The sequence below is a fragment of the Flavobacterium faecale genome, from assembly GCF_048320115.1.
Classification (GTDB): Bacteria; Bacteroidota; Bacteroidia; order Flavobacteriales; family Flavobacteriaceae; genus Flavobacterium; species Flavobacterium faecale_A.
Map to the genome: position 1 here is coordinate 316,985 of NZ_CP182943.1, position 15,986 is coordinate 332,970.

At 32.5% G+C, this 15,986-nt stretch carries 17 protein-coding genes; 7 read left to right on the forward strand and 10 right to left on the reverse strand.

The window, feature by feature from the left end; all coding sequences use genetic code 11:
* Positions 1 to 47: 47 nt before the first annotated feature.
* The 7 genes from ACNH59_RS01290 to ACNH59_RS01320 are packed head-to-tail and all read right to left on the reverse strand — an operon-like array spanning position 48 to position 5,930.
* Entirely contained in the window at positions 48 to 485 is a 438-nt protein-coding gene (locus ACNH59_RS01290; RefSeq protein ID WP_418263652.1) for a hypothetical protein, read from the reverse strand.
* Between the two features lie 11 nt (positions 486 to 496).
* Entirely contained in the window at positions 497 to 1,120 is a 624-nt protein-coding gene (gene traK / locus ACNH59_RS01295; RefSeq protein WP_418263653.1) for a conjugative transposon protein TraK, read from the reverse strand.
* Between the two features lie 20 nt (positions 1,121 to 1,140).
* Complete coding sequence (gene traJ / locus ACNH59_RS01300; protein WP_418263654.1) at positions 1,141 to 2,133, reverse strand: conjugative transposon protein TraJ; 993 nt, start codon at positions 2,131 to 2,133, stop codon at positions 1,141 to 1,143.
* Positions 2,134 to 2,135: 2 nt separating this feature from the next.
* Positions 2,136 to 2,768, reverse strand: coding sequence for a DUF4141 domain-containing protein (locus ACNH59_RS01305; RefSeq protein ID WP_418263655.1), 633 nt, complete (start codon positions 2,766 to 2,768; stop codon positions 2,136 to 2,138).
* A 24-nt stretch (positions 2,769 to 2,792) separates the two neighbouring features.
* Positions 2,793 to 5,291: a TraG family conjugative transposon ATPase gene (locus tag ACNH59_RS01310; protein ID WP_418263656.1), complete on the reverse strand. Its 2,499-nt coding sequence runs from the start codon at positions 5,289 to 5,291 to the stop codon at positions 2,793 to 2,795.
* Entirely contained in the window at positions 5,288 to 5,620 is a 333-nt protein-coding gene (locus tag ACNH59_RS01315; RefSeq protein ID WP_418263657.1) for a DUF4133 domain-containing protein, read from the reverse strand. The genes ACNH59_RS01310 and ACNH59_RS01315 overlap by 4 nt, the downstream gene beginning before the upstream one ends.
* A 4-nt stretch (positions 5,621 to 5,624) precedes the next feature.
* Positions 5,625 to 5,930, reverse strand: coding sequence for a DUF4134 domain-containing protein (locus tag ACNH59_RS01320; protein WP_418263658.1), 306 nt, complete (start codon positions 5,928 to 5,930; stop codon positions 5,625 to 5,627).
* A gap of 274 nt (positions 5,931 to 6,204) precedes the next feature.
* Here ACNH59_RS01320 and ACNH59_RS01325 point away from each other — a divergent pair, with 274 nt between their 5' ends.
* The 7 genes from ACNH59_RS01325 to ACNH59_RS01355 all read left to right on the forward strand — a co-directional run bounded on the left by ACNH59_RS01325 (position 6,205) and on the right by ACNH59_RS01355 (position 13,595).
* Positions 6,205 to 6,726: a hypothetical protein gene (locus ACNH59_RS01325; RefSeq protein ID WP_418263659.1), complete on the forward strand. Its 522-nt coding sequence runs from the start codon at positions 6,205 to 6,207 to the stop codon at positions 6,724 to 6,726.
* Positions 6,719 to 7,408, forward strand: coding sequence for a hypothetical protein (locus ACNH59_RS01330; protein WP_418263660.1), 690 nt, complete (start codon positions 6,719 to 6,721; stop codon positions 7,406 to 7,408). Before ACNH59_RS01325 ends, ACNH59_RS01330 begins: the two co-directional genes overlap by 8 nt.
* A 156-nt stretch (positions 7,409 to 7,564) precedes the next feature.
* A complete protein-coding gene (locus ACNH59_RS01335; RefSeq protein ID WP_418263661.1) occupies positions 7,565 to 8,359 on the forward strand; it encodes a thymidylate synthase in 795 nt (264 codons plus the stop codon).
* A complete protein-coding gene (locus tag ACNH59_RS01340; RefSeq protein ID WP_418263662.1) occupies positions 8,356 to 9,714 on the forward strand; it encodes a DNA methyltransferase in 1,359 nt (452 codons plus the stop codon). Before ACNH59_RS01335 ends, ACNH59_RS01340 begins: the two co-directional genes overlap by 4 nt.
* 2 nt (positions 9,715 to 9,716) lie before the next feature.
* Entirely contained in the window at positions 9,717 to 10,694 is a 978-nt protein-coding gene (locus ACNH59_RS01345; protein WP_418263663.1) for a hypothetical protein, read from the forward strand.
* Entirely contained in the window at positions 10,694 to 12,646 is a 1,953-nt protein-coding gene (locus tag ACNH59_RS01350; protein ID WP_418263664.1) for a hypothetical protein, read from the forward strand. Before ACNH59_RS01345 ends, ACNH59_RS01350 begins: the two co-directional genes overlap by 1 nt.
* Positions 12,639 to 13,595 carry a hypothetical protein gene (locus ACNH59_RS01355; RefSeq protein WP_418263665.1) on the forward strand — a complete coding sequence of 319 codons (957 nt, stop codon included), beginning with the start codon at positions 12,639 to 12,641 and terminating at the stop codon, positions 13,593 to 13,595. The genes ACNH59_RS01350 and ACNH59_RS01355 overlap by 8 nt, the downstream gene beginning before the upstream one ends.
* A 48-nt stretch (positions 13,596 to 13,643) precedes the next feature.
* Here ACNH59_RS01355 and ACNH59_RS01360 read toward each other — a convergent pair whose 3' ends face one another.
* The 3 genes from ACNH59_RS01360 to ACNH59_RS01370 are packed head-to-tail and all read right to left on the reverse strand — an operon-like array spanning position 13,644 to position 15,489.
* On the reverse strand, positions 13,644 to 14,276 hold the full coding sequence (locus ACNH59_RS01360; RefSeq protein WP_418263666.1) for a conjugal transfer protein TraD: 633 nt from the start codon (positions 14,274 to 14,276) through the stop codon (positions 13,644 to 13,646).
* Between the two features lie 3 nt (positions 14,277 to 14,279).
* Positions 14,280 to 14,717, reverse strand: a complete 438-nt coding sequence (locus ACNH59_RS01365) for a DUF3408 domain-containing protein (protein ID WP_418263667.1) — start codon at positions 14,715 to 14,717, stop codon at positions 14,280 to 14,282.
* Positions 14,718 to 14,721: 4 nt separating this feature from the next.
* Positions 14,722 to 15,489 (reverse strand): ParA family protein, encoded by a 768-nt coding sequence (locus tag ACNH59_RS01370; RefSeq protein ID WP_418263668.1) that lies wholly within the window; start codon positions 15,487 to 15,489, stop codon positions 14,722 to 14,724.
* Positions 15,490 to 15,986: the final 497 nt, after the last annotated feature.

Genomic DNA, 15,986 nt, shown 5'->3' on the forward strand with positions numbered 1-15,986 from the left:
TATCTATTTTTGTTCGTAGCTTTTTCATACTTTAATTTTTTCAGATTTTATATTTTAAACCGCTTGCTTTGAGAAGACAACTGTTGTTTCGGTTTGTCGGAAACTTGTGCTATTGCCTCTTTTAAAGTTGGAAAAGAACTTGCTGTGAGTTTACTCAGTTTAGATTGCTTTTGTAATTGACCAAAACGGTCTAAACTTTTTATAGACAATTCTGTTTCCTGCAAATCGAATTTTCCGTTCACATATCGTACATACATATCACACTCAATCTTTGGTTTGTCTTCGCCATTCCAATTGAGGTAAGTCGATAAATGCAGATAATTAGCAATTAAAGGTGCTTCTTTACCATTACGCCAAGCTTCCAAAAATTCACCGATACTATCTTTTAATTTGCCTGCACAACAACCCTCTGTATGAAAATAACCGTCATATCCTTTCTCTGTAAGAATTTTTGAGAATCTGTCTAAATCAAATTGATGTTCCATATTTTTTATCTTTAACGTTCGATAATTTCAATATCATTATTCGCCATTACATGAAACTTTTCAATATTGAAACCTTGCGGATTGTTATCCGAACGAACAGAATTTACTAGAAAACATGATGTAATCAAATTGCGTTTCGTTACATTACTCGATCGAATAATGAATTGTTTAGCATAAGTCCTGACAGCGTATGGATAATGTTCGAAATTGCAAACCACACTGTCTATCTCAATCCGTTGTTGTACATTTCCTGAAATAATACGATTGTAATATCCTTTTTCAGATAAGTCTTTGTAATAATCAAAAGCACTTTTGTCTGCCAGGTTGAATGCTCTTTTCATATTATTTTCTATAGCATTCTTATCGGGTGCTAGTGTAAAGAAAAGTTCATGAAAACGGCGAATGTGTTCACGGGCTTCTACAGGACGATTAATAGCAGCATCCTGTGCAAGAGCCAACATTAACGATTTGCCATTGTCTAACACATAGATTTTTTGGCGTTGTTTCTCTGCGAAATGATAGGATTGCCAAACCGCATATCCTGTTATTCCAATACATAACAATGCAAATACAATGGCATACAGTCTGATTTGCTTGAAACTATTTTCGATATTTCTTAAAGTTTTAAATTCCATTTTGTTGTTTATTAATTGTATTATTTCAATAACCTTCCTCCTATATTACCTGCTACTGCTCCCGTACCAGCCCCAGCAATATTTCCTGTTTTTGTTACGGTCTGGTTTACATTCCGTACAAAATTTCCTGCTCCACCAGCCTGAATAATCCAACCCGTTACTGTTGGAATAGTGAAATATCCAATGATGCCTATAATCATAAAGATGATGTAAACAGTGTTGGACGAATCAGGTATAAAATTGGGATCTGATAAATTTTCGATATCCTTTTGTAGTATAAGAGATTGTATTTTGGATAACATCGCACTAAAAAGGTCAGAAACGGGTAACCAGAGATATACACTAATGTATCGGGTTAACCATTGCGTCAGTGTGGACTGAAAACCATCCCACACTGAAATAGCAAAAGCTATCGGTCCTAATATGGATAAGACAATCAGGAAGAAAGTCCGTAGCGTATCAATGACCAGCGCAGCCGCCTGAAACAGCACTTCCAAAAACTCCCTAAAGCCATCACGAATTTCCTTTTTAACACCGTACATTTCTCTTTCCATATACATACCAGACATAGTAACCAAATCTGCAGGTGACCACCCCAGCTCATCCAATTTATTATCGAATTCTTCATCTGAAACCAGATAGGCCGTTTCAGGATTCCGAAGCATTCCTTCCCTCTCTAGCTGGTCTTTCTGTTGCTGTAACGCATTTAGATCCAAAACTTGATTTTCTAAAATGCTATGCGTTCCTTTTACGACTGGACTCAATACTGCATTGAGCGTACCCAAAACCATCGTTGGGAAAAACATAATACCGAGTCCCAAAGCAAAAGGTCTAAGAAGCGGAAAAACATCTATAGGTTCTGCACTGCTAAGTGCTTGCCATACTTTTAAAGCCACATAAAACAAAGCACCCAACCCCGCCAGACTTTTAGCCACTGCTGCCATATCAGCTGATAGTGGCATCATCTCATCATAGAGGGAGCGTAATACTTCATGTAGATTGCTAAATTCCATGATTACCAATATTTTTGGTCAGCAGTTCCATAAAGTTCCAATACCCTTTGACTGTTATTGGCTTTTTTAGCTCTTAGGTAACTGACAGAAATGTTTTTATTGGTGAAGTAACGAACTAGATTGTGATACTCTTTCACCTCTTTATAGACTCCGTCAATTACATCCATTCGTTCTTTATCATTTAAGGACAAAGTGGAAGCATTTACAATTTGCCTGAGTTCTTTCAGTAGTTCCGTACTTTCATTAAGCACAATGGAATAGCCGTTAGCAATTGCTGAAAGTTCCTGTGCATTGAAATTAGGATCGTTCATCATTTTGCCAAAATTCTTCACATAGATTTCAGAAACATCACCAACAAGCAGTACGGTCTGTTGTACTTTTCGGGCATCTTTCACCAGATTGTTTACTGCCTTTAGCTTGTCATAATATTCTTTTCCTTGATTATACACTTTTTGTACTTCTTTAAAATTGTTAATCATATTGGTCGCTGTGGTTGAAGTCTGTACAATCTGTCTGGCTGTATTGACAATCCCTTGTGCCAAATTGGAAGGATCTGTTACTACCCATTGGGCGCTGACTGTTGGTGTGACAGCAAATAGCATTACTGTACACACCAGAAACATTAATTTTTTCATTGTTATCATTTTTTAAAAGGATTACTAATTATTTTTTTTTCTCTCAAGTGCTATCCGTTTAATAGCCTTTTCTACATTTCCACCTAGCTCCTCAGTAAGGCGCATCACTTCCAACTTTTCGGTTTCTTCTGTGGTGTATGCCAAATATTCTTCAAGACTCACTTCTGTGGCATACACTGCCGAATGAGTACCGCCTAAACCAATCCAAACTTCTTTATAAAGTCGTTTGGGATCATTGTTCATATTGATGGAAAGTACCTGTGCCTTTTCTTTGTCTGTTAGTCCTAGCATAGCTTGTATATCATCAAATTTGTTCATGTACTTACGCTGATCCAACAGTATTTTACAATCTGAATTATTGATGATGCTTTCCTTTACAATAGGTGATTGAATGATGTCATCTACTTCTTGGGTCACGACGATGGCTTCTCCAAAAAACTTTCTTACTGTTTTGAAGAGGTATTTAATGTATTCCGCCATTCCTTCTTTTGCAATTGCTTTCCAAGCTTCCTCAATTAAGATTAGTTTTCGAACTCCTTTCAGGCGACGCATTTTATTGATAAAAACCTCCATTATGATGATAGTCACAATTGGAAAAAGGATTTTGTGATCCTTGATGGCATCAATTTCAAACACAATAAATCGTTTGGAAAGCAAGTCCAGTTGCTTGTCGGAATTCAACAGATAATCGTATTCACCTCCTTTATAATAAGGTTCTAATACATTGAGAAAGTTGGCAAGGTCAAAGTCCTTCTCTCTAACTCGTTTTTCTTCCAATAACTTACTATAATCAACCTTCACGTATTCATAAAATCCATTAAAAGATGGAGATTCATCATTTTGTTTGATACGTTCGATGTAACCACTCACAGCATTGGATAATGCTACTTCTTCTGAACGAGTTGGTGGTTCATCATCTCGTTTCCATAAGGTTAATATCAAAGTTTTGATACTTTCTCTTTTCTCAATATCGAACACACCATCATCGGTATAGAAAGGGTTAAAGGCTATAGGATTGTCTTCGGTGTAGGTAAAATAAACGCCGTCCTCCCCTTTTGTTTTTCCTTTGATGAGTTCGCACAATCCTTGATAGGAATTTCCCGTATCCACCAATAAAACATGCGCACCTTGCTCATAATATTGTCTGACCATGTGATTGGTAAAGAATGACTTTCCCGAACCTGAAGGTCCAAGAATAAACTTGTTTCTATTGGTGATAATACCTCGCTTCATTGGTAAATCAGAAATATCCAAATGAATGGGTTTTCCTGTCAATCGGTCAGCCATTTTAATTCCAAAAGGGGATGGTGAACTCTGATAATTGGTTTCTTCAGTAAAGAAGCACAAAGCAGGTTCAATAAACGTATAAAAGCTTTCTTCACTCGGAAAATCTCCTGCATTCCCTGGCATTCCTGCCCAGTAGAGCGTGGCTACATCCGTAGTATTGTGCCTCGGTTTGCATTCCATTAGTGCCAAAGCACTACCCGTATCATTCTTTAATTGTTTTAATTCTACTGGATTGTCAGACCAAGCCATCACATTAAAATGAGCCCGAATAGATGAAAGCCCAAAAGAATGTGCTTCGTTCAAATAGCGTTCTATCCATTCCTTATTGATTTGGTTCGCTCTACTGTAACGCGCCAACGAGTGCATGTTTCTTGCTGATTTCTCAAATTTTCGCAGATTGTCTTCGCTGTTATCCAGAAACAAATACTGATTGTAGATGTGATTACAACTTAACAACAATCCTACTGGTGCCGCAAAAGACAAGAGACAATCACTTCTATCTGTGGACAGTTTTTCATAACGAGTATCTGCCGAAACTGTACTGGGTAAATCATCTGTATCTGACAAAGTATGCAGGCAAAGTCTTTTGTTTCCAATACGCACTTCCTCTGCTCCCAGAGCAATGTCTTGCATGGGAGTTCCTGATTCCCTTGAAAGTGTCAAGTATTGTTCTAATAATCCTTGCTTATCCTCTGTTCCGATGATGTCCTCTTCACTCAATCGCTCTAGTTTTACAAAACCGCTGTCATTTATGATTCGTTCAAACTGTGCTACCGATTCCATAAAACGATGGATGGTTTCTTTATCTCTAATTTCTTTTGGAATAAGTACCCCTTTGCAAAGCGAAGAGAAATTGCTCTGCATTCGCATACGCTCTTTTGTCGTTTTGGTTAGAAATAAATAACAATAATGATTCAGAAACGGACGTTCATTGAAATGTTGCTGGTAAGATTTTGCTAAAAAACTCAAATCTTCTTGAGTATTATCTGGAGTAAAATTTTCTTTGATGTACCAATCCTGTTTGTGTACTATGGTAAAATCAGGCAAAGTTTTAATAGCCTTATGCCAAGCCGAATGAATGGCTTCGTATTCAGCAGAAGCCACAGTAAAAAGCTCTGGAAGTTCCACCCGAAAGCAAGCGGTGATATCAGCATCCTTCGAGACAATACAATTATTTTCTACCGCTAACAATGGAAACTTACTTTCCAGCGTAGTTGTTTTTGATTTATTTCTCATAGTTCCTTGGATTTAGTTTTGAACTTGAAATAACGGTGGATAGCCTTTCGGCAAATGATGTAATGCGGATGTCGTTTATGGGCACTTATTTTCATTAACCCGTGTTCTCCATACTTTTTGTTCAAGGAGAAAGTCTGCCATACAATGAGAGAACTTCCTCCAATTCCGATAAACAAACAGATATAAGAATTGATTCCTGTCATGTACAATATCATGATTAGAATAAGAATCCCGAGTAATCCACCAGCGAAGAGGAACAAGTATTGTGCTTTCAATCCTTTAAACTCTACCGTTTTTCCAATGCCCTTGTTGATGTTGTACTTATTCATCAGACTAAAGGAAGAAGGAACGCAAAATAGTGGCGGATACAATCAAGAAGATACAGGCACCAAACCAGCTTGCTGCGGTCTTGCTCGTATCAGGATCACCGCTACTGAACTTGTTATAAACCTTAACACCTCCTATTAAACCAACTACCGCTCCAATGGCATAGATTAATTGTGTAGCGGGATCAAAATAAGAGGTCACCATTTGAGTGGCCTCATTGATTCCTGCCGCACCGTTTCCTTGTGCATTCGCTCCAAAGACTAACAACATTGACATCGCTGTTAGCCAGACTTTTTTTCTTTGTTTTTCCATGATTTAATGAATTTATCTGTTAGATATTCCTGCTCGATGCAGGATTTCAGGACAAATATGTCAAGGAAACAGGAACGTATTAATGAGTTGTCTTTAGGTGGAGTTATTTGGCAGAAGAAGACGTTACATTTTATTTTACGATAGTATAAATCACTAAAATTTAGCAACTAAATGTTTCTATATCGTAAATCGCAATATGCGATATGTGTTTAAAAAAAATTGCTTATTATCAAATTTATAGGTAATATTGCATATCGCAATATGCAATATTACCATGGCACAAGCAAAAAACAATCTCAAACCTCAGGACATAGTGATTTTATTAAAAATCATTGCATTAGGTGAAAAGCCCTGGTTTCATCATACTATTGCTGAGGAATTAGGCATGAGTCAATCTGAAGTGAGCCAGTCTTTAAACCGTTCCAAATATGCGGGACTAATTGATGATGCCCGAAAAAAAGTGAACAAAATTGCGTTCAACGAGTTTTTAATACATGGTGTAGGCTATGCTTTTCCGCAACAACCAGGAGCATTAGTTAGGGGAATGTTAACCGCTCATTCAGCAGAACCTTTAAATAAAATCTTTCAAGCATCTGACAAATATGTTTGGCCTTATGCCAAAGGACTAGACCGTGGCCAAGCAATAGAACCTTTATACCCTACTCTCGTAGCAGCTTCGTTAAAAGACAATGATTTATACGAATTATTAACTTTAGTGGATGCTATTAGAGTGGGAAGAGTAAGAGAAAAAGAAATGGCAAAACGAGAATTAGAAAAAAGAATACTTCATGTATAACAAAGTAATCAATCTGGCATTAGTAGCTCAAGTGGCGAAAGGTTTAAAGGAATTAAATGAAAAAATGGTCTTCATTGGAGGAGCAGTAATTAGCTTATATACTGATGACCCGGCTGCAGAAGAAATCCGTCCCACTTCGGATATAGACATGACCATTAATTTAGCTAATTATTATGAATGGACACAAATGCAAGAACGATTAGCAGAACTTTATTTCTACCCAGATCCTCAAGGACAATCCATATGTTCGTATCAGTTTGAAAATATTGCAATAGACATTATGCCTGCTGATGACAGCAGTATTGGAATATCCAATAAATGGTACAAGCCCGGATTCAAATACCTGCAACAAATGGAATTGCCAGAAGGAATTAAAATCAACGTATTACCATCCCCTTATTTTCTGGCTACCAAATTAGAAGCATTTAAAGACCGGGGACAAAATGACTTTTACGGCAGCCACGACTACGAAGATATCATTTATTTGATTGACAATAGAACAACTATAGTCGAAGAAATACTAGCGAGTGAAGACGATTTGAAACAATACATCAAGCAAGAACTTACAGCTATTAAAAACCATCCGCAAGCAAACGAAATTTTAGCCATGCACATCCATCCGTTGATTAGAGAAGAAAGGTTTCAAATGTTAATGGAGAAAATAGAACAAATAACAACGTAAAAGAACAGTCGGAAAACTCTTCACTATTACTTTAAAGTAAAAAACTTATTTTAGTCAATTACCAAAATTTATATTTTTAAAATTAAAACTAGTTATATAATCTTTTTTTTATAAAAAAGAAATAGATTTGTAAAAAGCCAAATTATACTCTAAGTTATGAATCAATATGAGACTTTATTGAAATATGTAAACGAGAATGGAGTACAGAAAACAGATCGAACGGGAACTGGTACCAAAAGTATTTTTGGTTATCAGATGCGATTTGATTTAAATGAGGGTTTTCCATTAATAACAACAAAAAAATTACATTTAAAATCAATAATTCATGAACTTTTATGGTTTTTGAAAGGAGATAGTAATATTAAATATTTAAAGGATAATGGAGTTAAAATTTGGGATGAGTGGGCAGATGAAAATGGAAATTTAGGTCCAGTCTATGGTTCACAGTGGAGAAGTTGGCCAACTGTAGATGGAAAACATATTGACCAGATAACTCAAATTATAAATACCCTAAAAAATAGTCCTGATTCTAGAAGAATTATAGTGAGTGCTTGGAATGTTGCAGAAATTGAAAACATGAAACTTCCACCATGTCATTGTTTGTTTCAATTTTATGTGGCAGATAATAAATTGTCATGTCAAATGTATCAAAGAAGTGCAGATTTGTTCTTAGGAGTTCCTTTTAATATTGCCTCATATGCACTTTTAACGATGATGGTAGCTCAAGTTTGTAATCTTGAATTAGGTGAATTTATACATACTTTAGGAGATACTCATATTTATTTAAACCATCAAGAACAAGTAAATTTACAGTTAACTAGAGAACCTAAACCATATCCAAAAATGGAAATTAATCCAGAAGTAAAAGATATTTTTTCGTTTAGATTTGAAGATTTTAATTTAGAAGGATACGATCCATATCCTAGTATAAAAGCCCCTATTGCAGTATGATAGAAAATAATATAATTGATAGAAATAATAATTTAATAAAATCATATCAAAAGCAATATAAATCTAAGAATGTACCTATTGAAGTAAAATTCAGAGAGATTATTCCAGAATTAAAAAGTGCTGATCGATATACACATCTAATCCATTCTTATCCAGCGAAATTACTTGTACATATTCCATATTTTTTCTTAAACAATTCCGTTTTATCTAAATTAGGAGATAATGTTCTTGATCCTTTTAATGGAACTGGAACCGTATATTTAGAAAGTTTACTCGCTGGGCGAAATGCTTTTGGTGCAGACTCTAATCCATTAGCAAGACTCATTTCAAAAGTTAAATCTACAAAATACGACACAAAGATTCTTAGTGAAACTTTAGATGAAGTAATAAATAAAGCTATAATCAGTAAAGAAAAACATTTACCCGATGTTGTAAATTGTGATTTATGGTTTTCAAAGAGAAATAAAGTTGATTTATCTAAAATTCTATTTCAAATAAATAAAATTGAAAATGAAAATATTAGAAATTTCATGCTCGTATCATTTTCAAATTGTGTAAAAAAAGTAAGTTATGCCGATCCTAGAATTTCTGTTCCAGTAAGATTAAATGCAGAAAAATACCATGATAAACCTGAATTAAAAGAAAAGACAATAAAAAGAATTAACGAAATAAATACGGTTAATATTTTCGAAAAATTTAAAACAATAGCTAATGATAATATTAAACGTTTTAAAAAATTAGAAAACACACTAATTCAAAATTACCAATCGAATTATATTTCAAGAGATGCAAGAAATTTATTTAATTGCAATGAAGAAGTAACTCCATTACCAAATGACTCTATACAACTCATTATAACTTCTCCCCCATATGCTGGTGCCCAAAAATATATAAGGTCTTCTAGTTTAAATTTAGGATGGACAGGATTAGCTAAAGTTTCTGAATTAAGTATGTTAGATAAAAAAAATATTGGAAGAGATATATATACTAAAAATGAAATCAATATAGTAAAAACTGGAATTCAAACTGCTGATTTACTAATTGAAAAAATTGCTTTAATAAATATTTCTAGAGCTAATATCGCTTGTAAATATTTAATTGAGATGAAAGTCGCTATTGATGAGATGATAAGAGTCCTAAAAAAAGAAGGTAATTTAGTCTTAGTTATTGGAAATAATAAAATTTGTGGATTCGAATTCAATACTCAAGCTTACCTAACTGAATATATTACAAACAAAGGTCTAAATCTTCAATTTAAACTTATTGATGATATCGCTTCATACGGTTTGATGACAAAAAGAAATAAAACAGCAGACATTATTTCAAGAGAATATATTTTGGTTTTTAAAAAGTAAAGATGATAAATAAAGGTGAATTTGAAGAAAATTTAAACGAAAGAATTTTAACATTAAATAAAACCGTTTGGGAAAATAAAATATCCGGAATAAAGATTACAAATTGGTTGAACAATTTTAAAAATGGAGATGAAAAAATTATGGCTCTCTATTTGTTATCTGAATTTATGTATTTTGGTGAAACTCAAATGAAAGTTTTATTAAAAACACTTTATAGGGATTTATTTAGGTATCCTCTAATAAAAAAAATAAGAGAAAGCAAAGGACATATTTTAGATTCCAAAATTATAGAAAATGAATATGCTAAAAAATTAAGAGAAACCCGATTTTTAGGAATAGGGAATCCATCAGAAAGTGGTGGACATTTACTTTATTTTTTTAGGCAAGAAAACAATTTGTCTAAAAGAAATTTCATAAATTCTTTTGAAATAGCAAAAGAAGATAATAAAGGTGTTACAAAAATTGTTTTTTTGGATGATTTTTGCGGTTCAGGAAGTCAAGCAACTGACAAGAAATATATCGAATTTATTGATGAAATAAAATCCTTAAAAAAGGGCATTGAAATTGATTACTTAATGTTAGTAGCTACCTCAAACGGTATGCAAAAGGTTATTGATTCTAATATTTTTAATGATGTTAATGCAGTAATTAAATTAGATAATTCATTCAAATGTTTTGAGTCTGACTCTAGATATTTGAAAAATATGAATCTCCCTTTTACTTCCACAGACATTAAAGATTTTGCAAGATCACATGGGGTGAAATTGATGTTAGACTTCTGGTTTAATTATGGTATTAAAGATTATGAAGAGTTACAAAAAAAATCTTTTAATGATTCGTTAGGCTTCGGTGATTGTCAATTACTTTTAGGCTTTAACCATAATACCCCTGATAATACATTACCTATTTTTTGGTATGATGAACAAGATTTTGAGTGGACTCCAATATTTAAAAGATATAATAAAAAATATAGTTTCTAATGAATAATCCCTTTAATATAACAAAAGCTAACGATTATAGCGATAACGAAATCCAAAATTATTGGGTTGATTTTTTTGGAGATAGAGAAAAAATAAAACCAACTTCACCAATGCCAATATTAATAAAAGGCAGCAAAGGTTGTGGCAAAACTCATTTGTTAAAATATTTTTCATATGAACTTCAAAAAATTAGAGGTAATGGTGATAAATCAAAAATTTTAGAGGATAAATATATTGGAATTTTTATGAGATGTAGTGGACTAGATTCATTTAGATTTCAAGGAAAAGGATTGTTAGATGAACAATGGAATTTAATATTTTCTAACTATTTAGAACTCTGGTTTGCTCAAAAAATAATTACCATCTTATCAGATTTTGAAATAGATGTTAAGATTCAAAGTGAAGTTGTTAAAGATATTTTATCTTTATTTGACAAATATGATAATTTAGAGGCTAACAATTTTAATGATTTATTTAGTGTTATTGTTGGTCTTCAAAAAAAATTAGATTATGAGACAAAAAACATTGGTTTTAAAAGAACTGAAAAACCTGACTTTGATTTATTATTAAATCCTGGGGCTTTGATATATGGAATACCAAGAATTATTTCTAAAAAAATACTTGAATTTAAAGATATTTTCTTTTTATATATCATAGATGAATTTGAAAATATAACACCAAATCAACAAAAAATCTTTAACTCGTTATACAGAGAGAGAGACTTCCCAGGTTCCTTTAGAATTGGCGGAAGGCTACATGCATTTACTAATTTTAATACATTAGGTAGTAATGAAGAAAATAGAAAAGGTTCTGAATATGATTTAATAATATTAGATGAAGATAGAAGAGAAGATGAGAAGAAATATTCTGATTTTGTATTAGATATTTGTATTAAAAAACTTGAAAATAATAATTATAAAGATATTGACAAAAATGATTTTATTAACTCCTTCGAAAAATTTGATGAAACTGCATTTTTAAATAAAATTAGTTCTAGAAAAGAAAGGATTAAGGATATCCATACCAAAGATTTAATATCTAAATTAAAACAAATTGGTAAAAATGATGAAGAAATCAAACTAATTTTAAGTAATATATCTTTTGAAGAAAATAAGTTAATTGAAAAATCAAAATATTTATTATTTTTTAGAGAATGGAAAAAAGGTGGAGATTTAATAAGTATATCAAATCAAATTAAAATAATTGCCGAAGAATATAAAAATAACATCAATTTTGAAGATAATAAAATAAATAAAATATTAAAATACTATAAAACAGATTTATTAGACCAATTAGCAAGAGAATCTTCTATGGATATACAGACCTACGTAAATCTGGATAACTTTATAAAGATGTCTTCAGGAACACCCAGAAATTTTATTAATATTATAAAAGAATCTTATGATAATGAATTTTTCAGAGAACATAAAATTCCCTTTAGCGATGGTAATAAAATATCTATAGAATCCCAACTAAAAGCTATTAAAAAAGTAAATGATTGGTTCTTTGAAGTTAATAGAATACCTTATGTTAGTAAAGAAAATATTTATCCTGTTGACTTTTTAATAAATCTTGGAAATTACCTAAGGGAATTAAGGTTCTCCAACATCCCTCCAGAGTGTTCAATAAATTTATTTACACTTTCTAAAAATTTTATATCTAAAAATAGTGAACTAATTAGTAATCTTTTGAATCATTCATATCTAATTTTATCTGACGAAAGAAGAGAAAAAAATATTAATGATAAAAATTCAGCCTTCTTTATTAACGGAACAGTAGTACCAAAATTTGAATTATCAATTAATAAAAGAGGTGTAATAAATTTGAATGATGAAATTGCGGATGCCATATTGAAAAAAGCAGATTCAATTTTAAAAAAGAAAATGAATGATTATAATGCTCCTTTTAAAGAAAATAATATAAACCTTTTTGATCTTTTTGAAAATGAGTGATATTGATTACACATATTTCTATAAGAATAAGCTCGATTCCATAAGTGAATTAAGTACTAATTATGATTTTTTTCTATCATTTTATAGTGATACAGAAAGAGTAAAGACTATTTTTGAAAATATTGTATCCAAAACAAAAGTTTGGATATCAAAAGAACTAAATTTGGTTATTAGTCCTGAAAAGCATTTTATCACCCAAGATGAACTTAGTGAAAATGACAATGTCTACAATTTACTGAATGATTTAAAAATTTCTTCTACTGATAAATTATGTATTGACATAACAAGTTTTCCAATTCCTTTTCTTTTTTTACTATTAAAAAACTTACAATTTAGTAATATATTATATTTTGATATTATATATACAGAACCTGTAACCTATAATCAAAAGGAACATACTATTTTTTCTGAAGAGTTTATGAGCGTAAAACAAATTGAAGGTTATGAAGGAACTCATAATACTTCTGATGATTCAAATGACTTTTTAATAATAGCTTCAGGTTATGACCATTCAAGGGTTATTGATGTTTGTAAAAATAAAAGTCATACTAGAAAGATTCAGGTTTTTGGGCTTCCATCTTTACAACCAGATTTTTATCAGGAAAATATAATTAAAACAGAGAAGGCATCTGAAGAGTTAGCACATCCAAATTTTAATGATTTTGACTTAAACATTTTTGCTCCAGCAAATGATCCATTTGTAACGGCTCAAGAGTTAAAATTATTCATTCAAAGACAAAACAATAGAAAAGTAATTACTAATTTATACTTGAGTCCACTATCTACAAAAGCCCAAGCTTTAGGTTTTGCACTTTATTATCTTTGGGAATGCGAGAACATGCCAGTAAGCATAATATACCCATTTTGCAATGGTGATATTCATAATACCTCAAATGGTATTTCAAATATATCTGTTTATAATATAGAATTACCAGAAGCTTTAATATAAGTTAAAATAAAACAATTATTAAGATTCTTTAAAAAGATATTGGGGAATTCACACAAACTCCCCAATATCAAAATCCTCGAAATCATTTTTCCGCAAAATGGAAGAACTGTTTACTGTTTCAGAAGAAAGACTATTGTCTAATAGGACAGCTATTTTTCGGGAAGCACCTTCAATAGAATTCTCCAGTAGGTCGAACAATTCGGTACCTTGTATTTTCTGTACAATAGCAGCCGCTGTTTCCTTTTGGTCTGGCTCCCATTGGCCTTTCTGAAGCATCTCCCCCACAGAACTTAGTTCCTCAAAAGTTACACCTTGGGCTAAACCATTATTCCCATTGGATAATCCATAACTATTCCATTCTTCTTCCTCTTCCTCAAAATCAGGCCTGCTTCCAAAAACTTCGTCCAGCTCTTCCTGCGGAATTGAAACATCGAGATCTTGACTCTCAATTTCAACATCAAAATTATCCGTTTTATCTCCCTGCTTTTCTTTTTGACTTTCATTGGGATTGGTTGGCACTGAAAGACTTCTTTGAATTTTGGGTTGCCCCATAATATCGGAAAAATTTAAATCGGTTTCATCCTTCTTTGGCTTTGGCTTCGCCCCTACTTTGATAATGATCTTATCCTGCAACAGCAATACAATTATTATCAACAGGCAAATTATAATTACTATTTCCATAGCTTATAAAATCGGTTTGTATTTATCATTAAAACTCTTGATGATTTGCTCGCCAAATTCCTGAAAATGATACTCCAACACATTATCTAAATACCCATAAATACTTAGCTTATCTTCTCCTATCACTTGAACAATACGGCTTAGTTTTTCATGAAAATCGGGTCGGATATAGACTGTTTTTCCATCACGGGCATTGGTATCGGTTCTTTTGAAAAAAATACTTTCATATGCTAATTCCTCTTGCTTCTTGACTTTAGTTTTATGTTTAATGAGTTGTTTTTCAGTTGGCACTATTTTAGGCTTATTATCTTTCTTCTGTGGTTCTTCAGTCGGTTCTGGTGGAAGCTGCAACCCCTCTTTTTTAATACCATCCACCATCAGATTCATCATCAACTCCTCATTAATTTCGGGAGCAACTTTTCTTTTATTATCTTTCTCCATAACCCTATAATTGAATGATTTCTAGAAATTCATTGACAAACTGGTCTAACTGACAGGCTTTCATCAAACGTTCATCGGGAGGCATAACAGTAGAGCGAAATACGGTTTTACTTTTCGCTTCACTTTCTTTACGGAAACGAGTACTATTCTTGATTTTGCTTTCCATCAGGCTTAAACCTAATTGTTCTATAAGCTGGTTATAAACGGCGTATAAAGGGGTACTTTCCCTGCCATCCACTTGATTCCAAAACAAATTAATGGTTTCTATGGAAGTCGTCCCTTTTTTCATAATCACATCCTGCAAAAGCTGTGTAAATACAAGCGTACTCTCCATCACCAAACGATCTGCCGTAATAGGCGTAAAAATGTGGTGCATTCCTGCCAATGCTTTGAGTATACCGGGAGTATTCACCGTTCCAGGAAGATCAAAAAATATAACATCAATAGGTACTGAAGAACTATTTAAAAATTCGTGAGCTGCTTCCAATACACTTTCTGCCTTGTGTTGCATAATGGGATAGGCTTTTTTGTTAATGGTGGTAAATTGTTTGTACGCCAACTTTTTCAAATGCTCATTTTCCATTACCATAGCCAGATCACGGGATTTCATTTTCATCAAACTGTGCTGTGGAAAATCGGCATCAAACACAGCAACATTGTAGCCTAATCGATAGTGCATTGTACTGGCAATAAGTGTTGTGAATGTACTTTTTCCGACACCTCCTTTTTGAGAAGAAAAGGCAATAAATATTGTGTTGTGTTTTGTATTCATAATTTCTAAGTATTTAATTATTTATATCTTTATTTATCTATGTGCATATTTCCAGAACCACGTACTCCATTCTGTATGTATGTTTGACACTCTATACAATCTTATATTGTTAGTTATGGACTTACCTAACTTTTTATCTAGCTAAATAGGTCTTCATTAATGTATGTAGCTAAACAAATAATTATCACTTTACTTAAACATGCATGGTTGTACTTTTCTATGTTACTACCTATGTAATGATGTTGTTACGTTTGTACTTACTTAAGTCCTTATGTGCCTTTACAAGCACAAAGAAACAGAGATACCTAAGTCCTTATATTCTCGTGGTAGTAATTGGCCTTTACTGGCAATTCTTGGCGAGGCTACACACTATAATTATCTTGTTGTCAATCACTTCCTTTGTAAGACAGGAATCAAAAACAACTATGGAAAGAATAAATCAATATTTGAGTCATAACGGCAACGGCCTCAAGCCGTTCTTCCCTGCTATATACAAT